General features: G+C 72.8%; 20 protein-coding genes. 16 read left to right on the plus strand and 4 right to left on the minus strand.

The window, feature by feature from the left end:
* Positions 1 to 282: 282 nt before the first annotated feature.
* A complete protein-coding gene (metH, locus tag BT341_RS25040; RefSeq protein WP_072478598.1) occupies positions 283 to 3,906 on the plus strand; it encodes a methionine synthase in 3,624 nt (1,207 codons plus the stop codon).
* Here the strand turns inward: metH and BT341_RS25045 are convergent.
* Positions 3,888 to 5,039: an FAD-dependent monooxygenase gene (locus tag BT341_RS25045; RefSeq protein WP_072478599.1), complete on the minus strand. Its 1,152-nt coding sequence runs from the start codon at positions 5,037 to 5,039 to the stop codon at positions 3,888 to 3,890. The genes metH and BT341_RS25045 overlap by 19 nt on opposite strands.
* Before the next feature lie 64 nt (positions 5,040 to 5,103).
* Positions 5,104 to 6,516 (minus strand): PI-PLC domain-containing protein, encoded by a 1,413-nt coding sequence (locus BT341_RS25050; RefSeq protein WP_072478600.1) that lies wholly within the window; start codon positions 6,514 to 6,516, stop codon positions 5,104 to 5,106.
* Positions 6,517 to 6,726: 210 nt separating this feature from the next.
* Here BT341_RS25050 and BT341_RS25055 point away from each other — a divergent pair, with 210 nt between their 5' ends.
* From BT341_RS25055 to BT341_RS25090, 8 genes are all read left to right on the plus strand, one after another.
* Positions 6,727 to 7,860 (plus strand): MFS transporter, encoded by a 1,134-nt coding sequence (locus BT341_RS25055; protein WP_072478601.1) that lies wholly within the window; start codon positions 6,727 to 6,729, stop codon positions 7,858 to 7,860.
* A gap of 10 nt (positions 7,861 to 7,870) precedes the next feature.
* A complete protein-coding gene (cutA, locus tag BT341_RS25060) occupies positions 7,871 to 8,200 on the plus strand; it encodes a divalent-cation tolerance protein CutA (RefSeq protein ID WP_072478602.1) in 330 nt (109 codons plus the stop codon).
* 9 nt (positions 8,201 to 8,209) lie between these two features.
* Positions 8,210 to 8,911 carry an RraA family protein gene (locus BT341_RS25065; protein WP_072478603.1) on the plus strand — a complete coding sequence of 234 codons (702 nt, stop codon included), beginning with the start codon at positions 8,210 to 8,212 and terminating at the stop codon, positions 8,909 to 8,911.
* Between the two features lie 63 nt (positions 8,912 to 8,974).
* Positions 8,975 to 9,439: a DUF6292 family protein gene (locus BT341_RS25070; protein WP_072478604.1), complete on the plus strand. Its 465-nt coding sequence runs from the start codon at positions 8,975 to 8,977 to the stop codon at positions 9,437 to 9,439.
* A gap of 224 nt (positions 9,440 to 9,663) precedes the next feature.
* Entirely contained in the window at positions 9,664 to 10,311 is a 648-nt protein-coding gene (locus BT341_RS25075) for a response regulator transcription factor (protein WP_072478605.1), read from the plus strand.
* A gap of 72 nt (positions 10,312 to 10,383) precedes the next feature.
* Entirely contained in the window at positions 10,384 to 10,782 is a 399-nt protein-coding gene (locus BT341_RS25080) for an ATP-binding protein (protein WP_072478606.1), read from the plus strand.
* A 53-nt stretch (positions 10,783 to 10,835) separates the two neighbouring features.
* Positions 10,836 to 12,221, plus strand: a complete 1,386-nt coding sequence (locus tag BT341_RS25085) for a PAS domain-containing sensor histidine kinase (protein WP_072478607.1) — start codon at positions 10,836 to 10,838, stop codon at positions 12,219 to 12,221.
* Positions 12,218 to 12,592: a response regulator gene (locus BT341_RS25090; protein ID WP_072478608.1), complete on the plus strand. Its 375-nt coding sequence runs from the start codon at positions 12,218 to 12,220 to the stop codon at positions 12,590 to 12,592. The genes BT341_RS25085 and BT341_RS25090 overlap by 4 nt, the downstream gene beginning before the upstream one ends.
* Positions 12,593 to 12,599: 7 nt before the next feature.
* Here BT341_RS25090 and BT341_RS25095 read toward each other — a convergent pair whose 3' ends face one another.
* On the minus strand, positions 12,600 to 12,992 hold the full coding sequence (locus BT341_RS25095) for an STAS domain-containing protein (RefSeq protein ID WP_072478609.1): 393 nt from the start codon (positions 12,990 to 12,992) through the stop codon (positions 12,600 to 12,602).
* Between the two features lie 238 nt (positions 12,993 to 13,230).
* On the opposite strand from BT341_RS25095, the gene BT341_RS25100 reads away from it, so the two are divergent.
* Both BT341_RS25100 and BT341_RS25105 read left to right on the plus strand, forming a co-directional pair.
* Positions 13,231 to 13,539, plus strand: a complete 309-nt coding sequence (locus BT341_RS25100) for a DUF4326 domain-containing protein (protein WP_072478610.1) — start codon at positions 13,231 to 13,233, stop codon at positions 13,537 to 13,539.
* 52 nt (positions 13,540 to 13,591) lie between these two features.
* Positions 13,592 to 16,159 (plus strand): tetratricopeptide repeat protein, encoded by a 2,568-nt coding sequence (locus tag BT341_RS25105; RefSeq protein ID WP_072478611.1) that lies wholly within the window; start codon positions 13,592 to 13,594, stop codon positions 16,157 to 16,159.
* On the opposite strand, the gene BT341_RS25110 is transcribed toward BT341_RS25105, so the two are convergent.
* A complete protein-coding gene (locus tag BT341_RS25110; protein WP_245805095.1) occupies positions 16,156 to 17,601 on the minus strand; it encodes a phenylacetate--CoA ligase family protein in 1,446 nt (481 codons plus the stop codon). The genes BT341_RS25105 and BT341_RS25110 overlap by 4 nt on opposite strands.
* A 28-nt stretch (positions 17,602 to 17,629) precedes the next feature.
* On the opposite strand from BT341_RS25110, the gene BT341_RS25115 reads away from it, so the two are divergent.
* From BT341_RS25115 to BT341_RS25135, 5 genes are all read left to right on the plus strand, one after another.
* Positions 17,630 to 18,118 carry a MarR family winged helix-turn-helix transcriptional regulator gene (locus tag BT341_RS25115; protein WP_072478613.1) on the plus strand — a complete coding sequence of 163 codons (489 nt, stop codon included), beginning with the start codon at positions 17,630 to 17,632 and terminating at the stop codon, positions 18,116 to 18,118.
* Between the two features lie 195 nt (positions 18,119 to 18,313).
* Positions 18,314 to 19,300 carry a hypothetical protein gene (locus tag BT341_RS25120; protein ID WP_143168637.1) on the plus strand — a complete coding sequence of 329 codons (987 nt, stop codon included), beginning with the start codon at positions 18,314 to 18,316 and terminating at the stop codon, positions 19,298 to 19,300.
* A gap of 94 nt (positions 19,301 to 19,394) precedes the next feature.
* The gene (locus tag BT341_RS25125) at positions 19,395 to 19,700 is read left to right on the plus strand and encodes a DUF1883 domain-containing protein (RefSeq protein ID WP_072478615.1); all 306 of its coding nucleotides are present in this window, start codon (positions 19,395 to 19,397) and stop codon (positions 19,698 to 19,700) included.
* Between the two features lie 83 nt (positions 19,701 to 19,783).
* Entirely contained in the window at positions 19,784 to 20,260 is a 477-nt protein-coding gene (locus BT341_RS25130; protein ID WP_072478616.1) for an MSMEG_6728 family protein, read from the plus strand.
* Positions 20,261 to 20,417: 157 nt separating this feature from the next.
* A complete protein-coding gene (locus BT341_RS25135) occupies positions 20,418 to 22,958 on the plus strand; it encodes a glutaminase domain-containing protein (protein WP_072478617.1) in 2,541 nt (846 codons plus the stop codon).
* The last annotated feature ends 20 nt before the right edge of the window (positions 22,959 to 22,978 follow it).

The following is a 22,978-nucleotide window of genomic DNA, read 5'->3' on the forward strand; positions in this document are numbered from 1 at the left end:
GTCGCCTTGAGGGATGTTCGATCCCGGGCTGACACACTCGGGGAGCCGGCGGGGCGGACCGGCCGGTCGAGGGAGGTGCGGGGTGCGCGCGATGCTCTACTGTGGACGGTCACGGACCGTGTCCCAGAACGTGGACACCCGGTGCGGGCGGGATGGCCAGCCGGGGGTGGGTTCCACTATCCTCGTCCACGGGCCGAGAGGCGCTGCAACGGACCGCGGGGTCCGCCACGCTCGACCCGTACCACCGGACCAAGGGCGCCTCCCGAGCGAGGGAGGGCGCTGATGAGTCAAGACCCCACCACCCGGCTGCGTGCACTGCTGGACAGCCGCGTCGCCGTCCTCGACGGTGCCTGGGGCACCATGCTGCAGGGCGCCGGGCTCACCCCGGCCGACTACCGCGGCGACCGCTTCGGCGACCACACCCACGACGTCACCGGCGACCCCGACCTGCTCAACCTCACCCGCCCGGACGTCATCCTCGACGTGCACCGCCGGTACCTGGCCGCGGGCGCGGACATCACCACGACCAACACCTTCACCGCCACCAGCATCGGCCAGGCCGACTACGGGCTGCAGGACCACGTCCACGAGATGAACGTGCGCGGCGCGCAGCTGGCCCGCCAGGCCGCCGACGAGGCGGGCGGCAAGTTCGTCGCCGGGTCGATCGGCCCGCTGAACGTCACCCTCAGCCTGTCGCCCAAGGTCGACGACCCGGCGTACCGGGCCGTCACGTTCGACCAGGTCAAAGCCGCGTACGCGGAGCAGATAGCCGGGCTCGCCGAAGGCGGCGTCGACCTGCTGCTCATCGAGACGATCTTCGACACGCTCAACTGCAAGGCCGCGATCGCCGCCGCGCGCGAGGTCGCCCCGGACCTGCCGCTGTGGATCTCGGTGACGATCGTCGACCTGAGCGGCCGCACGCTCTCCGGCCAGACCGTCGAGGCGTTCTGGACCTCGATCGAGCACGCGAAGCCGCTGATCGTCGGCGTCAACTGCTCGCTGGGCGCCGAAGAGATGCGCCCGCACGTCGAGGAGCTCGCGCGGATCGCCGACGCCTACGTCGCCTGCCACCCCAACGCCGGCCTGCCGAACGCGTTCGGCGGCTACGACCAGACCCCCGAGGAGACCGCCGGGCTGATCGGCGGCTTCGCCCGCGACGGGCTGGTCAACCTGGTCGGCGGCTGCTGCGGCACGACGCCCGACCACATCGCGGAGATCGCGGCGGCGGCGAAGGGCGTGGGCCCGCGCGAAGTCCCCGCGCCGCGCACGCACACCCGGTTCAGCGGGCTGGAGCCGTTCGGCATCGGCGCCGACACCGGGTTCGTCATGATCGGCGAGCGCACCAACGTCACCGGCTCCAAGCGGTTCCGGCGGCTCATCGAGTCCGGCGACCACCAGGGCGCCGTCGACGTCGCGCTGGAGCAGGTCCGCGGCGGCGCCAACCTGCTCGACGTCAACATGGACGCCGACCTGCTGGAGTCCGAGCAGGCGATGACGACGTTCCTCAACCTCATCGCCACCGAGCCCGAGGTCGCCCGGATCCCGGTGATGGTCGACAGCTCCAAGTGGAGCGTGCTCGAAGCCGGCCTGCGCTGCCTGCAGGGCAAGGGCGTGGTCAACTCGATCAGCCTCAAGGAAGGCGAGGAGCCGTTCCTCGCGCAGGCCCGCGCCATCCGCAACTACGGGGCGGGCGTCGTCGTGATGGCCTTCGACGAGCGGGGCCAGGCCGACACCGCCGACCGCAAGGTCGAGATCTGCGCCCGCGCGTACGACCTGCTGACGCAGAAGGCGGGCTTCGCGGGCGAAGACATCATCTTCGACCCGAACGTCCTCGCCGTCGCCACCGGCATCGCCGAGCACAACGGCTACGCGAAGGCGTTCATCGAGGCCCTGCCGCGCATCAAGCAGCGCTGCCCGGGCGCCCGGACCAGCGGCGGCATCTCGAACCTGTCCTTCTCCTTCCGCGGCAACGACGTGGTGCGCGAGGCGATGCACTCGGCGTTCCTGTTCCACGCCGTCAAGGCCGGGCTTGACATGGGCATCGTCAACGCCGGTCAGCTGGCCGTCTACGAAGACATCCCGAAAGACCTGCTGGAGCTGGTCGAGGACGTGCTCTTCGACCGCCGTGAGGACGCCACCGACCGGCTGGTGAGCTTCGCCGAGAACGTCAAGGGCAGCGGGACCAAGCGCGTCGTGGACCTCTCGTGGCGCGAAGGCACGGTCGGCGAGCGGCTCTCCCACGCGCTGGTGCACGGCATCGTCGACTACATCGAGGAAGACACCGAAGAGGCGCGGCAGCAGATGGCCCGACCCCTCGACGTCATCGAGGGCCCGCTGATGGACGGCATGAAGGTCGTCGGCGACCTGTTCGGCTCCGGCAAGATGTTCCTGCCGCAGGTGGTCAAGAGCGCGCGCGTGATGAAGCGGTCCGTCGCCTACCTCGAGCCGTTCATGGAGGCCGAGAAGGAGAAGGCGCGCCAGGAGGGCAGGCTCGCGTCGACGGGCGGCCAGGGCAAGATCGTGCTGGCCACGGTGAAGGGCGACGTCCACGACATCGGCAAGAACATCGTCGGGGTCGTGCTGGGCTGCAACAACTACGAGGTGATCGACCTCGGCGTGATGGTGCCGGCCGGCAAGATCCTCGACACCGCGGTCACCGAAGGCGCCGACGCGGTCGGCCTGTCCGGGCTGATCACCCCGTCGCTGGACGAGATGGTCGCGGTCGCCGCCGAGATGCAGCGCCGCGGCCTCAAGATCCCGCTGCTGATCGGGGGCGCCACGACGTCCCGGCAGCACACCGCGGTGAAGATCGCGCCCGCGTACGACAACGCGACGGTCCACGTCCTCGACGCCTCCCGCGTGGTCGGCGTCGTGTCCGACCTGCTCGACCCGGACCGCTCGATCGCGCTCGCCGAGAAGAACCGCGCCGACCAGGAGACGCTGCGCGAGCAGCACGCGAGCAAGCAGCGCCGCCCGATGCTCACGCTGGAGCAGGCGCGGGCCAACCGCGAGCGCGTGGTGTTCGCCGACCTGCCGACGCCGGTGTTCACCGGCGTCCGCGTCGTCGAGCCGCCGATCACGGAGCTGCGCGAGATGATCGACTGGCAGTTCCTGTTCCTGGCCTGGCAGCTCAAGGGCAAGTACCCGGCGATCCTGGAGCAGCCGGTCGCCCGGGAGCTGTTCGACGACGCGAACGAGCTGCTCGACCGGATCATCGCCGAGGGCGGCTTCACCGCGAAGGGCGCGTACGCGTTCTGGCCTGCCCACAGCGAGGGCGACGACATCCTGCTCGACGGCGAGTACTCCCACGTCCGGTTCCCGATGCTGCGGCAGCAGACGGCGAAGCCGGCCGACCGCGCCAACCGCTGCCTGGCCGACTACATCGCCCCGGAGGGCGACCACCTGGGCGGTTTCGCGGTCGCCATCCACGGCGCCGAGGACCTGGCCGCGCGGTTCGAGGCCGAGCAGGACGACTACCGCGCGATCATGGTCAAGGCGCTGGCCGACCGGCTCGCCGAGGCCTTCGCCGAGCACATCCACCTGCGCGCCCGCCGCGACTGGTTCGAGCCGGACGCCGAGCCGGAGCTGGCGGACCTGCACGCGGAGCGCTTCCGCGGCATCCGCCCGGCGCTGGGCTACCCGGCCAGCCCCGACCACAGCCAGAAGGGCGAGCTGTTCGACCTGCTTCGCGCCGACGAGCTGGGCATGGGCCTGACCGAGTCGTTCGCGATGACGCCGGCGGCGAGCGTGTCCGGCCTGATCTTCGCGCACCCGGACTCCCGCTACTTCACCGTCGGCCGGCTGGGCCGCGACCAGATCGAGGACTACGCGCGCCGCAAGGGCGTCGAGCGGTCCGCGGTCGAGCAGTGGCTGCGGCCGAACCTGGCCTACGACCCCGAGGCGTAGTCCCGCAGCTCGATGTCCGTGGCGAACTTGTCGGTCGCCTTGAGCACCAGGCCGAGCAGGAAGCGGGACTTGAACGTCCAGTCCCGCAGCCGGATCCGCAGCCGGGACGGCGGCGCGAGGAACGGGCCCGCGCTGCCGCGCTGCGCGACCTTCGCGTAGTCCCGAAACTGCGCTTCGTAGCGGGCGAAGGCGACGCGGTGGTCGCCGCCCGCGGCCAGCAGCTCGCCGGCGAGCACGTAGGCGCCGACGATCGCCAGGCCGGTGCCGAAGCCGCCGAGGGTGTTGCCGTAGGCGGCGTCGCCGAGCAGGACGACGCGGCCGCGCGAGTAGTGGTCGATGCTGACGCGCGCGAGCGAGTCGAGGGAGAACTCCCGCGCCGCCGGGACCTTCGCCAGCAGCTCGGGCACCCGCCAGCCGGCGCCCTCGTAGGCGTCGATCAGCAGCTGCCGCTGCCGGTCGCTGTCGCCGCGGTCGTACTCCAGCTCGGGGGAGGCGAACACGAAGAACGCCGACGCCTTCGGCCCGCCGACCGCGGCCATCCGGCCGGGTTCGTTGTACATCACCGCCTCATCGGTGGCGACGTCCTCGCCGAGCTCGGCCAAGGCGTAGTAGTGGCCGAGGAACCGGACGTAGTCGCGTTCCGGGCCGAAGGCGAGCCGCCGGACGTTCGAGTGGATGCCGTCGGCGCCGACCACGAGGTCGAACTTCCGCGGCGCGGCGTACGCGAAGGTGACGTCGACGCCGTCCGGGGTTTCGGTCAGCGACGTGATGGTGTCGCCGAAGAGGTACTCGCAGCTGGTGTGCGCGTACAGGATCTCGGCCAGGTCGCCGCGGCGGATCTCGATCTCCCCGCCGGTGAACTCGCCGGGGATCACCGCGCGCGGCTTCCCGGAGGCGTCGATGATCGTCTGGTCCGTGCCGCCGGTCTGCCGGCGCAGGACGTCGCCGAGGATGCCCATGCGCTCGAGCACGGTCCGGTGGGTGGTGCCTTTGAAGTCGACGGCCTGCCCGCCCGGCCGCACCGCCGGCGCGCGTTCGACGACGGTGACGGTGCACCCGTAGCGGGTCAGCCAGTGGGCGAGGGCGGGGCCGGCGATGCTGGCGCCGGAGATCAGGACGGTGAGGTTCTTCATGCCGCCGAGCGTCGCCGGAGCGGCTTACCGGCCCCTGGCGAAGCGCTGACGGCCGCCGTCAGCGCTACTCGACGGCGCCGTTCCGGGTCACCAGGGTCTGGTACCAGGCGTCGTACGGGTGGTTGGTCGCCGGGTAGTTCGCCAGGGGCGTGGTCGCGTCGCCCGACGAGTCGAAGTCCCAGCCGCGGACCAGCTTGCCGGACTGGCGGGCCGCGGTGATGAACGACGACTCCGTCGCCGGCGCCCCGTAGAACAACGCGCCCTGCTGCAGCTCCGCGCTGTCGCCCTGCTGGAACTCGTCGAAGGCGACCTGGCGGTAGCGGATCCGGTCGCCGGCGACGCGGTCGGTGTCGACGCGCAGCGTGTTCGACGGGGTCGGCCCGTCCGCGCCGGTCCACACGTCGACGAGCCGGCCGGCGGCGGTCGCGGTGTCCGTGGCGAACCGCGCGTCGGACGTCTTCGCGTTGCCGCTCCAGGACACCGTCGTGCCCGACAGCGTGCCGGTCCACGTCCAGTTCTGGCTGCTGCTCTGGCTCCGGTGGATCTCGCGCAGGTGCGTCGCGTCGGTGAACGCGACCGTCGGCAGCACACCGTTGTCGTACTGGTGGCTGGCCTGCCAGGTGATTTCGCCGTCCGCGCCGAGCTTGCCGACGTGGTACCAGAGCGTCGTGGCGCTCGGCGACTGGTGGACCTCGACGAGGTCGCCGTTGTCGTCGAGCGCGACGGCGGGGGTCTGGCCGCTGTCGTACCTGCCGTGCCGCAGCCACGTGACGCGCCCGTCGGCGCCGTAGGTCCCGGTCCAGTACCAGAGGGCGCCGGCCCCCGAGTCGTGGACCTCGACGATCTGGCCGTGGCCGTTGAGCGCGACGGCCGGGTGGTAGCCGACGTCCCGCTTGTACCCGGCGCGGCTCGTGCCGTTGCCGGACAGCAGCGCCAGCACGCGCCCGCGCAGCGCATCCACGGTCGGCTGGCCCGCCGGGTAGTCCTGCGCCCGCAGCAGCCGGCTACCGAACACCGACTCCAGCTCTTGGTTGACGGCGGCCAGGTTGCCCGCCGCGAAGTCCGGATTGTCGGTCAGGTCGTCCTTGAGGTCGAGCATGACGACGATCGGCGCGGCGGCCGGGTGCGCGGCGGACCAGGTGCCGATCGTGGTCAGCCAGTCACGCAGGTTGTCCGACGCGGGGTTGCCGCCGCCGTGGTCGACGAGGTCGCCGGGGGAGCCGTGGCCGACGCCGTAGTCGTGGGTGGTGGCGTAGCCGTTGTCGTGGATGTCCAGCTCGAGGAACCGGACGCCGTGGTCGAGCTGGTACGCGAGGGAGTTCTTCGCGCCGTCGACGTCGCCCGAGTAGCTGTTGTGCGTGGCGCGGAAGACCGACGCGGTGAACGGCGGGCTCGCGGCTCCGGCCGTGGCGCCGGTCAGCAGCGCGGCGGCGGTGAGCGCGACGGTGCTCACCGCGAGAACGGGCAGGCGGGTCATCCTCGGGTCCTCACGTCGGGGAACGGGACGGCCTCATCCTGGCCCGCGGCCTCGAACAGCGGGTGGAACACCGGGGAACACGGGTGGAACGCCCAGAAGGCGGCGATCGGCCGGACTGCCGCCCAGGATGCGAGAGGTTTTCCAGCCCAAGGGGTGAAGCTTGGCCTCCGGGCGTTGACCCGGCGGCTCCCGCGGCCGCTAGTAGATCGCGTGTTCCCCACCGTCTCCGCGACCAGGACGCGCCAGCTCGCGGTGCTCGCCGCCGTGCAGGTGTGCGCCATGAGCGTCTGGTTCTCCGCCTCGGCCGTCGTGCCCGCCCTGCGCGCGGACTGGGGATTTTCGCGCGAGCACGCGATCCTGCTGACCGTCGTCGTCCAGATCGGCTTCGCCACGGGCGCCGTGGCTTCGGCCGCCCTCAACCTCGCCGACCGGTTTCCGCCGCACGCCCTGATCGCGGGCAGTGCCCTGCTGGCCGCCGGGTTCACCGTGGCCCTGCCGTGGAGCCCGCACTGGCTGGCCGTCCCGCTGCGGTTCGGCGCCGGGTCCGCCCTCGCCGGGGTCTACCCGGTCGGGATGAAGGTCGTCGTGTCGTGGTTCCCGCGGCGGCGGGGGATCGCGCTCGGCGTGCTGCTCGGTGCCCTGACCGTCGGGTCCGCCCTGCCCACCCTGCTGCGGCCGCTGCCGTGGCGGGCGGTCCTGCTGTGCGCAGCCCTGCTCGCGACGCTCGGCGCGGGCATCGCCGCCGCCTACGTCCGGCCGGGCCCGGACCACGCGCCTTCGCCGCCGTGGCAGCCGAGGTACCTGCTGCGGATGGCGGCCGACCCGCGTCAGCGGCAGGTGTGCCTCGGCTACTTCGGCCACATGTGGGAGCTCTACGCGCTCTGGGCGTGGCTGCCCGCGTACCTGGCCGCGAACCGCGTACCCGGCGGGCCGACGGCCTTCATCGTGATCGGGGTGTGCGGCGCGACCGGGTGCCTGCTCGGCGGCGTGCTGTCGGACCGATGCGGCCGCCGGGTCGTCGCGAGGGCGGCCATGCTCGTCAGCGGAGGCTGCGCCGTGCTGTCCTACCCGGCGGCCGGCACCGTCCTGCTGCTGCCCGTGCTGCTGGTCTGGGGGGTCGCGGTCATCGCCGACTCCGGCCAGTTCTCCGCCGCGCTCGCCGAGACGGCGGACCCGCGCTACGTCGGCACGGCGCTCACCGCGATGACGGCGTTCGGGTTCCTGCTCAGCGCGGGCACGATCCAGCTGCTGCCGCCGGTCGCCGACGCCGTGGGCTGGCGGGCCGCGATGCCGCTGCTGGCCGCCGGGCCGCTGCTCGGCGCGCTCGCGATGCGCCGCCGGTAACCTCGCGGACATGGTGGCAGAGCACGTGATCGTGACGTCCACGACGGACTCCGAGGCCGCGGCCGGGGAGCTGGCCGCGCGGGTGATCGAAGAGCGGCTGGGCGCGTGCGCGCAGGTCGTCGGCCCGGTCACCAGCGTCTACCGCTGGGAAGGCGAGGTGCGGACCGACCGCGAGTGGCGCGTCGAAGTCAAGACGACGGCGGGCCGGGTGGCCGCCCTGGCCGAGCGCATCAAGCAGCTGCACGGCTACGACCTGCCCGAGGTGATCGCGACGCCGATCGAAGGCGGCAGCGCGGAATACCTGGCCTGGGTGACCACCGAAAGCGGGAACGGTGGTTAGCTGGCCACCATGGACGAACTGAGAACCCGTTTCGAAGCGCTGACCACGGCCCACCTCGCCGACGCGTGCATCCGCGCCGGTCTCCCGGTCCGCTGCGCGCCGGCGCCGACGCGCGCGGTGGTCCCCGGCTCGCGCCTGCTCGGCCCGGCGGTCCCGGCCCGGCACGTCGGCAGCGTCGACGTCTTCCTGGAGGCGTTCGAGCACGCCACGCCGGGCGGGGTGCTGGTGGTCGACAACGGCGGCCGTCTCGACGAAGCCTGCGTCGGCGACCTCGTGGTGCTCGAAGCCCGCGCCGCCGGGCTCGCCGGCGTGGTCATCTGGGGCCTGCACCGCGACACGGCCGACATCCGGGCGATCGGCCTGCCGGTGTTCAGCCTCGGCTCGCTCCCCACCGGCCCGCTGTCCCTCGGCCCGCGCGTCGACGGCGGCCTGCGCGAGGCGATCGTCGGGACGTGGCGGATCGGCACGGAGGACCTGGTCCTCGGCGACGACGACGGCGTCCTGTTCGTTCCGCTGGCCCGCGCGCAGGAGCTGTTCACCCTCGCCGAAGGCATCCGCGACACCGAACGCCGCCAGGCCGAGCGCATCCGGGCCGGCGAGCCGTTGCGCGCGCAGGTCCGCTTCGTCGAGTTCCTCGCCGCGCGCGAAGCGGATCCGGCGCTGACCTTCCGTGCGCACCTGCGGGCCGTCGGTGGCGCCATCGAGGAGTAACCCGGAAGTGTGATGTTCCGCCGAAGGGGGTATTCCGGCGCAGCGGCGGCGCGGGAGGCGAGCATGGACACCCTCATCGACTTCGGCAGGGACATCGAATACCACTTCGCCCGCGGGCTGCGGGCCTACCTCGCCCGGGTGGCGTGTGCCGTCGGGGTCGGGTTCGAATCGTGTTCGCTCGACCTCGACGTGCCGGCCTCGGGGTACGTAGCGCTCGACCGCGCGCTGCCGGACCTGCCGGGGCACGACCTGGCGCTGATCTGGGACGAGGTCCACGGCTGGTCGGCGGTGGTCGAGCCGGCGGGCGGCGGCGCCACGAAGGTGCTCGCCTACCTCGGCGGCGACGAGGTCCTGCCGCCGCCACGGACGGTCGCGCGGTTCCTGGAGGTGCTGCGGGTGGCCGGCCCGCCGGCCGGCTCGTTCCGGCCGCCGGTGTTCCGGACGGCGGGCCGGCACGAGGACCTGGTCGACTGGCTGCCGGTCACCGGACCGGAGGGGCTGCTGCGCGCCAGCTCGCCGACGTGGTGACCGGTGTCCGGACTCGGTTGAAGGACAGACGGCGGGGGCTGGAGGGCCTGCTGCGCGCCAGTTCGCGGACGTGGTGACCGGCTCCCCGGACTCGGCGCAGGACAGCACGGCGAGGTTGCCGTGGGTGCGTCCGGCGCGGTGACCGGCGTCGCGGACCGGGGGGAAGCGACCGCGCCGAGGGCCTACGATGGGCCGGAAGCGATCCGTCCACCGAGGGAACCGGCGTGAGCAGCCCCGATGAACCGAGCCCCGTCCGCGTCCTGCTCGTGGAGGACCACGACATGGTGGCCGAGGCGCTGCAGCTCGCCCTCGACCGCGCCGATGGCATCACCGTGGTCGGCCGTGCCCGGTCGCGGGCCGAAGCCGTCGCGGACGCGCGCGAACACCACCCGGACGTCGTCGTGCTGGACCGGCGCCTCGCCGACGGGGACGCCCTCGGCGTCATCGCCGAACTCGGCTCCGGCGGCGCGCGCGTGCTGGTGCTGACCGGGGACGCGACGCCGTCGGTCGCCGTGCAGGTCGCGAAGGCCGGCGGGGCCGGTCTGCTGCTCAAGTCCTCGCACCTCGGCGTGCTGGAGTCGGCCGTGCGCGACGTCGCCGCGGGCGGTGTCGTCTTCGATCCCGAGCTGCTGCCCGAGATCTTCGACCGGCTCACCGGCCGGGTGCCGGGCCGTGGCGCCGAGCTGACCGCGCGCGAGCGCGAAACCCTCGACCTGCTCGCGGAAGGCGCCAGCACCGAGGAGATCGGCCGCCGCCTCGGCGTTTCCCGCAACACCACGCGCAACCACGTGCAGCGTGTGCTGGAAAAGCTCGGCGCGCGGTCGAAGCTGGAAGCCGTCGCCGTGGCACGCCGGGAGGGCCTGCTCGGCTGATGCAGCTGCACCAGCCCCGCGGCCCCGGTTTGCATCTCGTCGCGCGCGACGCCGCCGGGCACGCTGGACGCCGTGGAGATCCCGGCACCCCTGACCGCCGAATGCCCGCTGACCGACCTGGCCGGCGGCCTGTCCGTCGTGCGTCGCTTCGCCCGGGTCACCTTGCTGGCGTGGGCGAGCGGTGCCGACGTCGATGACGCGCTGCTGGTCGTCACCGAACTCGCGACCAACGCCCTGCGGCACGCCGGCGGCCGTCCCGTCCTCCGGCTGAGCGTCGGGGCCGGTCACGTCCGCATCGAGGTGTTCGACGACGAGCCGGCGCTGCCGGTGCGGCGGCGGCCCGGCGCCGACGGCGGCTGGGGGCTGGCGCTCGTCGAGCGGCTGTCCCTCGCCTGGGGCACCGCACGCCACGGGGTGGGGAAGGTGGTGTGGTGCGCGCTGTCCGCACCGTCGGCCGAGCTCGCCGGCTGAGGTCCACGCGCCCGTGCTGTGCCGGAGCGCCGCTCATCCGGCAGAGTTGGCGCATGGAAGACCACGGGATCGTGACGCTGGACCCGCAGGGCCGCGTGGCGAGCTGGACCGCGGAGGCCGGGCGCATCGGCGGGTGGTCCGCGGCGGAGATCGTCGGCCGCCCCTTCTCGGTGTTCTACCCGCCGGACGACGTCGCGGCCGGGAAACCCGGCCGCGAGCTGGCGATCGCCGCCGAACGAGGCCGGTTCGCGGACGAGGGCTGGCGGGTCCGCAAGGACGGCAGCCGGTTCTGGGCCGAGGTGGAGATCACGGCGTTGTTCGACGGGCAGCAGCGGCTGCTGGGGTTCGGGAAGGTCACCCGGGACATGACCAAACGACGTGACGCGGAAGAGGCCCTGCGCCTGAGCGAAGAACGGTTCCGACTGCTGGTGCACAGCGTGCAGGACTACGGCATCTTCATGCTCGACCCCGGTGGGCGGATTTCGAGCTGGAACGCCGGCGCCGAGCGGATCAAGGGCTGGACCGCGGACGAGGCCATCGGGCAGCACTTCTCGATGTTCTACCCGCCGGAGGACGTCGCCGCGGGGAAGCCCGACTGGGAGCTGGAGGTCGCCGCCGAGCAGGGGCGCCTGGAGGACGAAGGCTGGCGCGTGCGCAAGGACGGCAGCCGGTTCTGGGCGAACGTCGTGATCACGGCGTTGTTCGACGACCGGCACCGGCTGCAGGGCTTCGGGAAGGTCACCCGCGACATGACCGAGCGGCGCAACGCCGAACAGGCCCTGCGCGAACGGCGGCGGCTGGTCGGCCACCTCGTCGACGCGCAGGAGGTCGAACGGCGCCGGATCGCCTGGGACGTCCACGACGAGTCGATCCAGTCCATGGTGGCCGTCGGCATGCGCCTGCAGCTGCTCGCCTCCCGGCTGCCGGAGCCGCACGCGAGCGCCGTCGCGGGGCTCGACGAGTCGGTGCAGGCCGCCATCGGCAGGCTGCGCGGCCTGGTGTCCCGGCTGCGGCCGCCGGAGCTGGACCGGCACGGCCTGGTGGAGGCGGTGTCGGGCTACGTCGACGAGGTCGCGGGCCGGTGGGGCCTCGAGCATTCGGTGCACGACGAGCTGACCGCCGAGCCGTCGCCGGAGGCGGCGATCACCGTGTACCGGATCTGCCAGGAGGCGCTGAGCAACGTCCACAAGCACGCCCGGGCCACCAGGGTCGACGTCCGGATGTCCACAGTGGACAACGGAACGCTGGTGCGGATCACCGACGACGGCGTCGGCACGGCCTCCGACGACGCCGGCGCGGGCCACTTCGGGCTGGTCGAAATGCACGAGCGGGCCGAAGCGGCGCACGGCTGGCTGTCGGTGACGAGCACGCCGGGGCAGGGCACGGTCGTCGAGTTCTGGCTGCCGATGCTGCCCGACCTGACGGGACTCGAGCCGTGACCGAGGTGCGGGTGCTGATCTCCGACGACGACGCGATGATCCGCGACGTCCTCAAGGAGGTCCTGGATTCCGAGGCCGACATCGCCGTGGTCGCCGTCGCGGGCGACGCCGACGAGGCGATCCGGCTGGCCGAGCGGCACCGGCCCGAGGTCGCGGTGCTCGACGTGCGGATGCCGGGCGGCGGAGGAGCCCGGGCCGCGCGCGAGATCGCCCGGCGCAGCCCGGGCACCGCGATCCTGGCTTTCTCCGCCTACGCCGACCGGGCCTCGATGGCCGGGCTGGCCGCGGCCGGTGTCACCGAGTACCTGGTGAAGGGCGTGCCGAACACGGCGATCGTCGACGCCGTCCGCCGGCTGGGGCACGCGTCGTAGCGAGCGCTCAGCCCGCCATCCGGGCGTTCACGACCCGGTCGAAGTCCGTCGGCAGCAGCGCGAACAGCCGCCGCACGGCGCGTGACCGCCCGGGTTCGACCACCAGGTGCGCGCCGGAGGCGTCGGCGAGCAGCTGCGCGCGCAGCAGCGAATTCAGCCCGGCGACGGAGAAGAACGTGACACCGGACAGGTCGATGACGATCTCCTCGGCGTTCCCGCGGATGCGGGACCGCAGGACCTCGTCGAGCCGGCGGGCGGTGCTCAGGTCGACCTCGCCGCTCACCCGCACGCGGACGGTGTGCGGAGCGGGCCGAAGGACCCGCAGGGTCATGTGACCGCCGGCGTCCACCCAGGCGGGAACGGTGAGCGCGTGGTCGGCCGGGCGAGGTTGAGGAACCATCGCGGGCACACCCTTTCGTCAGGCAGCGGGGGCGGGCCGGACGTGGTCGGAAAGCGCCTCGGCGAGGCAGCGTGCCGGCCCGGGCGCGGAACGTCCGGCAGCGGCTGACGGCTCAACCGTGAGCCTTCAGCATAGTGCATCTGCACTAGCCAGACCACCGGGCATGTCCGCTGGGCCTTCCCGGCCGCCTGGCGGACGCCCGCCGGGCGCGCCAGGCTGGTCGCGGAAAGGAGCACGCATGCCCACCACCGTCGTCAACCTGAAGGGCCATCGCGACGACCCGGACTACGCCGACGTGGTCTACGTCGGGCGGCCCATGCACCGCGGCGGCTGGCACCTCGCGGGTTCGAAGCTCGCCAGCCCGTTCCGGCCGGGCCCGGACGGCAGCCGCGAGGAGGTCCTCGCCAAGTACCGCGAATACCTGCTCTCGCGGCCGGACCTGCTCGCTCTCGTGCCCGAGCTGCGCGGCAAGCGGCTCGGCTGCTGGTGCGTGCCGGAACCGTGTCACGCCCAGGTGATCGCGGACATCGCGGATCACGGGCCGTAACGAACCGCACCCCCTGCGCGAGTAACCTGGCGACACGAGGGGGTGATCGACGGTGCCCGCGCGACGACACGGCGGCTTCGACCAGGCCGAGCTGCCGGAAGCGCACCGGATCCGGTGGTGGCTCGCGGCGGTCACGGCCGGGCTCGTCGCGGCCGGGTTCGCCGTCGTGCCGTACCTGCCGTTCTTCCAGAGCTGGACGTTCGTCCGCGACCCGAAGGTCGCCGGTGTCATCACCTGGACGGTCCTGCAGACGTCGGTCGTGCTCGTGTCCGCGGTGCTGACGCTGTACTTCGTCGGCCGTGCCCGCCTGGAAACCGCCGCCTTCCGGGCCAACCAGATCGATATCCGGCTCTTCGCCGACGAACGCCCGGAAAGCAGCCACGACCGCGAGATCGACTCCGCCGTCGAGCTGACCGCCGCGTTCAAGCGGATCCTCAACGACTCGCGGCTGTACACGCCGACGCCGGTGCCCGGCGTCGGCAGCTCGTACGACTTCATCCAGATCGTCGAACACGCCGGCGACTCGGCGGACGGCTGGTGGAAGGCCGCCACCAAGCTGATCCGGCTCGCGCAGCCGCCCGCCGCGTTCACCGTCACCGGCACCGTCCGGCCGGGCAACACGGCCGGCCGCCACCAGCTCATCCTCGAGCTCGTCCGCGTCCCGCGCTTCGCCGCCGGCCCGATGGTGATCGAGGACGAGAACTGGCCCCGCGTGCTGCACCGCGCGGCGAACGCGGTGGCCGCGCTGGTCATCCCGCGCAGCGCCTACGTCCGCACGAACATCCACTGGGCCGCGTGGCGCGACGCGAAGATCCCGTACGAGCTGTTCGACGCCTACCAGCGCGCCAACCACTTCGTCTCCCACCGCCGCTACGACGAGGCCCTCGCCGAGTACTACCGGGCGGTCAGCCACGATCCGTCGAACGTCTACATCAGACTGGAGATCGCCGCGCTGCAGGAGCAGCTCGACCTGCACCTCGACGCGCTCGCCACGTACGACGACGTGATCACCGTCTGCAGCCGGGGCCACCCGGAGCTGGCCCGCTGGTGGATCGGGCCGGACTTCGCGCGCCGGCCCCGCCACGCCGGCCGCGGCCGCGACGTCGCCCTGCTGATCGCCCGCTACCGGCACGCGCTCGTCCTCGGGCACGGCGACTCCGTGGCCGGCTCCTGGTGGGTCCGGCGCACGACCGCGGGCGCGCCGGGGGACGCGCGGGCGCAGCGGCGCGCCGAGCTGCGGGCGGCGCTGGAGCTGCGCTTCCGCCGGTACGTCGACCTCGACGTGCGGATCCGGCCGGAGGCGATGCCGCGCGAGGAACGGCTGCAGCTGCACCGCCGCGTGCTGCGCGTCCCGGCCGAGGAACTCGTCGTCCACGAGGCGACGCCGGAGCAGCTCGCCGAGTACAACCGGCGCGCCGCCGAGATGCGCTCGTACTTCTGCGCGCTGTCGCAATACGAGATCGAGCGGCTCGTCGCGGACTACCGCCGGTTCGGCAGGCGCTGGCGCCGCAGCCGGCACCAGCTGACCAACCGCGCGCTCGACCTGTCCCTGGTCTGGGCGGTGGTGCGCCGTGCGATGGCGGACATCGATCCGGTCACCGGCGAGGTCCCCGTGCCGCGGCCCGCGTACCCGGCCGGCCGCGTGCCGCTGGCCGACGTCTGCCCGGACCGGCACTGGCCGCCCGATCCGCGTGCGCTCGACGACACCGTCGAAGCCGCGGGCCCGCGCAAGTCGTGGGAAGAGTGCTACAACGCGGCGAGCGTGTACGCCGTCGCGATGCTCGAAGTGGGCCCGCGCGGCGAACGCGATCTCCGCGACCACGCCGGCAACCCGCGTCTGGAAGGCGAAGCGCGGGACGAGGTGGCCCGCCGCGCGGTCCGCGAGCTCTACCACGCCGCGACGATCAGCCACAGCGGGCGGCTGCCGGAACGCCGGTCGTGGGTGATGGGGGAGGACCCCGACCTCGTCGCACTGCGCGGGCACGAGCTGTTCCGGGTGTTCGAGATGGTCACCTTCTCCCCGGACCGCGCCGCGCCGCTGCGACCGCAACGCGCCCACGTCTGGGAGCAGGTCAGCTACGTCCGGCAGCTCGTCGCCGAGATCGCCGCCTGCCGGGCGCACTTCTGGCGCGCCAGGGACCTCGACGACGGGCCGCGCCCGGACGGCCGGACGCTCGACCGCTGGCGCTCGGCCGACCGCGACGCCTGGCGCAAGCTCGCCGAGCTGGCCAGGAGCAAGCAGGACTGGTACACGCGCTACCAGGCGATCCGCGCGTTCCGCGCGTGGTCGGCCGAGTGGGGCTATCCCGGGACGATCGCGGGTTTTCCGTTGTACTGCGAGGAAAGCCTGCACGCCCAGCTGCGCGGCGCGGCGGGCCCGCGCGCCAAGGCCGGGCTGGACGCGAACATCGTCGTCCGCGAATACGTCCGGCTCTGCGACCGCCGGCTCGACCAGCTGGTCACCGACATCGCCGAGCTGGCCGAGCAGTCCACGGTCGAAGACTTCGCGGGCTGCGCCCGGCTGTGGGCGGCGCTGTCGTCCTGGTTCGACGACGACATCGCCGACGGCTCGTCGGCCGACGAGCGCCGCGAGCGGTTCCGGAAGCTGGCCCGCGCCTAGGACGGCCGGGTGTAGCGGTGCTTGACGCCGGCCGGGAAGTACTCCGGATCGCCCGCCGGGCGCAGGACGACGTCGGGCAGCTGCCGTTCCGGCGGGACGTAGTGGGCGAACTCGCTGTTGAGCCGCAGCAGCTGCTCGCGCACGGCCACCGCGATCCGGCCCGCGTCGGCGGCCGCGCCCGGCGCCGTCTCGACGGTGATCCGCAGCCGCCGGTCCCGGTCGGCGTCCTCGACCGATTCGATGACGAACTTGCCGGTCACCGTGTCGCTGATGCCCGGCTGCTCCAGGCCGACGGTGACGTTCTCCGGGTAGACGTTCGCGCCGAAGAACGACACCGTGAACAGCGACCGGCCGAACACGTACGCGAACGGCAGGTCCGGTCCGGGTGGCGGCGTGCAGCCGTGGCGGGCGCAGAAGGCGAGCAGCTCGTCGTGCGCGAGCAGCCCGCCGTCGTCGGCGATGTGGTAGCGGATCAACGGGATCCCGCCGTCGCCGGTGAAGACGAGCGTGCCCTCGTGCACCTCGAAGAAGCGGCTCGCGGGGTCGTACTGCACCAGGGTCGGGAGCCGGGCGTCGCCGAAGACTTCGCGGGCCAGCTCCGGGCGTCCGGCGAAGAACCGGCGGATGGTCACCGACACCGGGGTTTCGGTGCCGAGCACGCCGGCGTCGGCCGTGCCGTACAGCGACGCGATGTGACGGACCGGGTCGGTCACCCCGGCCCGGTGCGCCACCAGCTCGCGCCACTGCTCGCTGAACACCTCGCCCGCGAGCACCAGCTTGATCGCGTACGCGGGCCAGCCGACGCCGGCGGCCGACCCGGTGTCGACGACGTCCTTGACGAACGGCGGATAGCCGAGCAGCACCACCTGGTCGAAGTGCGGCGCGAGCTCGGGCAGCACGCGCAGGATCTCCGCCTTGTTGTTGCCCGGCGCGACGACGGTGATCGGGCAGCCCTTGGCCGCGAGGTGGCGCACGCACGCCGTGGTGAACAGGCCGCCGACCCAGGTGCCGAGCGGGAAGCAGACGACGGCGAGGGTGCGGCGCCGGTCGGCCTCGAAGGCGTCGACGAGCACGGTTTCGAAGCGCCGGGCCACGTGCAGCTCGTCTTCCAGCGACCGCGGCCAGATGGTCGGGTGCCCGCTCGAGCCGGAGGAGACGGCGATCATGTCGAGCCCGTCGAACGTGCCGCCGCGGCACAGCTCGGGCAGCGGGTACTTGCGGTGGTAGCCGGCCTTGTCGACGAGCGGCAGCGCGCCGAAGTCGGCCATCGTCTCGACGGATTCGGGTGAGATCCCGTGTTCCCGCAGGAACTTCCGGTACGCGGGCACGGTTTCCGCGGTGCGGCGGAACAGCTCGAGGACGTGGTTCCCGGACAGCGGGGGCGGGGCAGCGAAGAAGGTGTCGAAGGCCTGCCGCACGCGGGTCTGCCGCCCGAGGTCCATGATCGGAGCATAGCGGCCCGCGCGTGTCATCATGGGCGGCGTGAGCACGTCCGCCCAGCCGCAGCCCGCCGGCCCGCCGTTGACCCTGTACCTGGTCAAACGGCTCGAGCTGGTGATCAGGGCGCTGCTCGACGACGCGCTGCGCCCGCTGGGGCTGACGACGTTGCAGTACACGGCGCTGACGGTGCTGGAAGCGAGCGGCGCGCTGTCGTCGGCGCAGCTGGCCCGTCGATCGTTCCTGCGTCCGCAGACGATGCACGAGATGGTGCTGGCGCTGGAGAAGCGCGGGCTGATCGCGCGGACGCCGAAGGCGGGCAACAAGCGGGTCCTGCTGGCGGGTCTCACGGAGGCGGGGCGCGCCCTGCTGGCCGACTGCGCGCCGGCGGTGGCGGAGGTGGAGCACGCGCTGCTGGCGGACCTGAGCCCGGGCCAGCGCGCGACGTTCCGCGAAGGACTCCAGCACGGCGTGTCGGCGCTGGGCGCACTGTCGGAGCACCGGCGGTCACAGGAAGCCTGATTCGGTACGGAGGCAGTTGGCGCCCGGCGACCGGGGTACCGGTCTGCTCCGACCGGCGGCGTGACTCAGGCTTGCTGACGCGAAAGCGCTAGGCCGGTCGAGTGGTAGCGCCGGGCGGGCCGTTGCACGAGTGTGACGTGCGGCGTTGGAGGGTACGTCCCAGTCCTGCTTCTCGCATCTGGAGGTTCGCCGACTGTGACCCGGGAGAACGACGCGGGTGACCTACCCACGACCGCACGCCGCGCACTGGTGGTGGCCGCGGCGGCGGCCGGGTTCTGGTTGGTGTCGTGGCTGCTGTCGGGACACGCGGACGCGGCGTCCCGCGACCCGGAGCCGGTCGGTGTGGGGGTGCCCGCTCGTTCTGCCGTGGCTGGGGCGGTTGTTCCGCGGGTCGCGCCGGTGGCGAGTTCTTCTCTGCCGGTCGCGGAGCCGGTTGGCCACGCCGTGCGCTCGGCCGCGCCGGTGGTGCAGGCCGCTGCGCCGGTGGTTTCGGACGTGGTGCGTGGTGCTGCGCCGCTGGCCGATGTTGCCGGTGTGGCGGTGAGGCCGGTTTCGGGCGTGGTGCGTGGTGCTGCGCCGCTGGTCAAGCCGGTGGCCGCGGTTGCCGGCGCGGCGATCGCTCCGGTCTCGCGGGTTGTGCGGTCGGTCGCGCCCGTGATCGACCCGCTTTCGGATGTCTTGCGCGCTGCCGAACCGCCCATCGATCCCGTCCTGCAGGTGGTTCCGCCCGCGGAGCCCGTGCTCGGCACCGTCGCGCCTGCGACCACCGCCGCTGCGGTGGCGCAACCTACGCCTGAGTCGCTTCCAGCCACCCAGGCCGCCGAACTTCAGTTGTGGCGGAGCGCCGGCCTGCCCAGAGCCCTCACGGCGGAGGTCGGGCCGCTCGCGCCGGTGAGCGAAGCCTCCCGAGGAAGCGCCCGTCCCACCGCCGTCCCGCGCAACCCGGCGCACGGCACGACCCGCCCGGCCCTGCGCACCCCCGTGGCGCCGCAACCACCGGGCCCCGCGCCCGGCACCCCGCCGCCGATCCCCGCGGATGCCGCCTCGGGCGCCGGCTCCTCCATTCCGCCAGCCTTTCTCGCCGCCGACCACGGATCCCGCGTCACCGGGGCCCTGCCGCGGTCGAACCGGGACTTCGTGCCGCTGTGGCGGCCGCGGGAACCGGGCACCGGGCCTGGATAGACCCGTCCCGATCTTCCGTCCGTCGCGTGCCGCGGCGTGCTCCGCGCTGCCCGTGGCCGCCAGAACCGCAACCCACACTCGGAAGAGGGACAAAATGGAAGCGAGCGTATTCGACCTCGGGAAGGTGCGAAGAGACGCGGTGGTCACCGTCCGCCTGGACGCGATGGCCAACGTCAGGCTCCTGACGGAGGTCAACTTCCAGGCCTACCGGCGCCGGCAGTACTACCGGATGCACGGCGGGGTGGCCACCGCACCGATGTTCAAGATCCACATCCCGGCCAACGCGCACTGGTTCCTGGTGCTCGACGTCGAGGGGCTGGAGAACCTGCCGCTGCGGCCCCGGGTGACCGTGGAGCCCGAGCCGGCTGTCGTGGCCCGCGGGCGCACCGAGTCCCGGTGACACAGTCGCGGCCCCGAACCCCGGTCGGGGCCGCGAAAGCCGGCGCCGGGCATCGACGGCCGCGACGGGGGTACCCGGCCCGGATGCAGACGTTCCTGCCGTGCGCCGACTTCACCGCGAGCGCCCGCACGCTCGACCGACGCCGTCTCGGCAAGCAGCGCGTGGAGGCGCTGCAGGTGCTGCGCGCACTGGTGGTCCCGGGCTACGGCTGGCGCCACCACCCGGCGGCGAAGATGTGGACGGGCTACGAAGAAGCGTTGACGCGCTACGGCCTGGAGGTCTGCGCGGTCTGGTGCGGCCTGGGCGGAGCGGACACGTGTGCGGCGAAGCTGGCCGAGGAGTACACGCGCTCGCTCGGCGGGACGGCGGTGCGCTCGCAGCCGGAACTCGCGGCTGCGGGTGACCTGCCGCCGTGGCTCGGGGACGACGCCCTGCACCGCAGCCACCAGTCGGCGCTGGTGCGGAAGGACCCGGGGCACTACCGGGCGCAGTTCCCGGACGTGCCGCCGGACCTGCCGTACGTGTGGCCGGCGTCGGATCGCCCACGCCGCACAGCCTGAGGCGCGGGCCCGGAATCCGCACCGGACCGGCGGCCCCACTGGTCCGTCAACGATTCACCAACCCGGCAACCGGCGGATTTACAACGTTGTACCAACGATGTAAAAGTGTCCCTGCGCTGTTCGCCGCACCGGCCTTACGCCGTGGAAGGGGCCACCGATGTCCTCCCGAGAACGCGATCTCCTCACCCGCCGTGACCTGCTTCGGCTCGCCGGCGGCACCACCGCCGCCGTGGCCGCCGCTCTCTGGTTGCCCGGTCTCGCCGCCGCCGGCAGCTTCAGCCCGATCCGGCCGCCCGCCACCCCGCTCATCGTCCGCTCGCCCTACCTGTCCACCTGGCAGGCCGCCGACAACCTCCCCGGCACCTGGTCGAGCTTCTGGACCGGCCACATCACCGCCCTCTGCGGCCTCGCCCGCATCGACGGCGCCGCCTACGTCTTCGCCGGCTCGCCCGCGCTGCCGTCCGGGCCCGCCCTCACCCCGATGACCCAGGTCAGCCTCCAGGTCACCGGCACCCGCTCGAGCTACGTCCTCACCGGCGGCGGCGTGAACCTCACCGTCACGTTCTTCTCGCCGGTCGACCCGGCCAACCTGCAACGCCAGTGCGTGCCCTTCGGCTACGTGACCATCCAGGCCGCCAGCGCCGACGGCCGCGCGCACGCCGTCGACCTGCACTTCGACACGTCCGCCGAATGGGTCCACGGCGACACCGCCACCCCGGTCACCTGGACCCAGCAGCAGACCAACGGCTACACGCTGCTCAGCTGCACCCCGGCCGCCCCCGCCGTGCTGCAGGAGTACGGCGACCAGGCCGGCTGGGGCCGGCTCGTGCTCGCCGCCCCGGCGTCCGGGACCACCTGGCAGATCGGGCAGGACACCGTCGTGCGCGCCGCGTCCGCCGGCCAGGGCGTCCTCGGCAACACCAGCGACACCGCGCAGCCGCGCGCGATCAACGACCGCTGGCCCGTGCTGGCCTTCAACAAGAACCTCGGCACCGTCCCGGCCGGCGGCACGTCGGCGCCCTTCACGCTCGCCATCGGGCACGTCCGCACGCCGGCCGTCCGCTACCTCGGCACGCCGCTGAACCCCTGGTGGACGCACTACTGGAGCAGCTGGGCGGACATGGCCGTGTGGTTCGCGAACGACTACGCCGCCGCGCTCCCGGCCGCCACCGCGATCGACCAGCGCCTGCACGACGACGCCGTCGCCGCGGCCGGCGGCGGCAGCACCGGCGAGCACTACGCCGGGATCTGCGCGCTCGCGCTGCGCCAGGCCTTCGGCGGCACCGAGCTGGTCGACCGGGGCGGCGCGCCGTGGGCTTTCCTCAAGGAGATCTCCTCCAACGGCAACATGTCCACAGTGGACGTCACCTACCCGGCGTTCCCGGCCTACCTCTACCTTTCGCCGTCCTACCTGCGGCTGGTCCTGGAGCCGCTGCTCGACTACGCCGAGCGCGGCGGCTGGCCGATGCAGTTCGCCGAGCACGACCTCGGCACCCACTACCCGGACGCGACCGGGCACAACGACGGCAACGAGGAGAGCATGCCGGTCGAGGAGTCGGCCAACATGCTGATCATGGCCGCCGCCCTGGTCCAACGGCTGCCGCCGGGCGACGCCGCCGCCTTCGCGAACACCCACTACCGGATCCTGCGGCAGTGGGCCGAGTACCTCGTCGGCAACACCCTCGACCCGGGATTCCAGAACCAGACCGACGACTTCACCGGCTTCATCGCCCACAGCGCCAACCTCGCGCTGAAGGGCATCATCGGCGTCGGCGCGATGGGGATCGTCGCCGCCGCGACCGGCAACACCGCCGACGCGCAGCGCTACCGGTCGATCTCCCGCGGCTACGTCAGCCAGTGGGTCACCCTCGCCGAGGACGGCCGGCACCTCAAGCTCGCCTACGACCAGCCCGGCACGTGGAGCCTCAAGTACAACGGCTTCGCCGACCGCGTGCTCGGCCTCGACCTCGTCCCGCTCGGCGTGGCGGCGCAGGAGGCGGCCTGGTACCAGAGCCAGGCGGGCGCGCACGGCGTCCTGCTCGACCCGCGCAACAACTACACGAAGGCCGACTGGGAGCTGTGGACCGCCGCCTGGCTCGCCGACCAGCCGGACATCCGCACCACGCTCGTCGAAGGCGTCTACAGCTTCGCGAACGTCACGCCGCAGCGCGTGCCGTTCAGCGACTGGTACGTCGTCGCCGACGCCACCCAGCGCGGCTTCCAGGCCCGCCCGGTCGCCGGCGGCTACCTGGCCCTGCTGACCCGCCCGGCGGCCTCGACGACGGTGTGGCGGAAGCTGCAGAACCAGCGCTCGGGCAAGGTCCTCGCCGTGTCGGACATGTCACTGGCCGACACCGCCGAGGTCACGCAGTGGTCGGACAACGGCACGGCCGACCACCTCTGGGCGGTGATCGACAACGGCGACGGCACGGTCCGGATCGTCAACCGCAACAGCGGCAAGGTCCTCGCGGTGCACGACCAGAGCCTCGACAACGGCGCCCACGTCCAGCAGTTCCAGGACAACGGCACGCCCGACCACAACTGGCGCATCGTCGACGCCGGCGGCGGCTGGTCGAAGATCGTCAACGTCCGCAGCGGCAAGGTCATGGCGGTCGACCAGCAGTCCACGGCGGACGGTGCCCAGGTGACCCAGTGGGACGACAACGGGACACCGGACCACCTGTGGCGGTTCGCCTGACGCCGTTTGCGACACTGGCG

It is taken from the genome of Amycolatopsis australiensis (assembly GCF_900119165.1).
In the GTDB taxonomy this organism is placed as follows: Bacteria; Actinomycetota; Actinomycetes; order Mycobacteriales; family Pseudonocardiaceae; genus Amycolatopsis; species Amycolatopsis australiensis.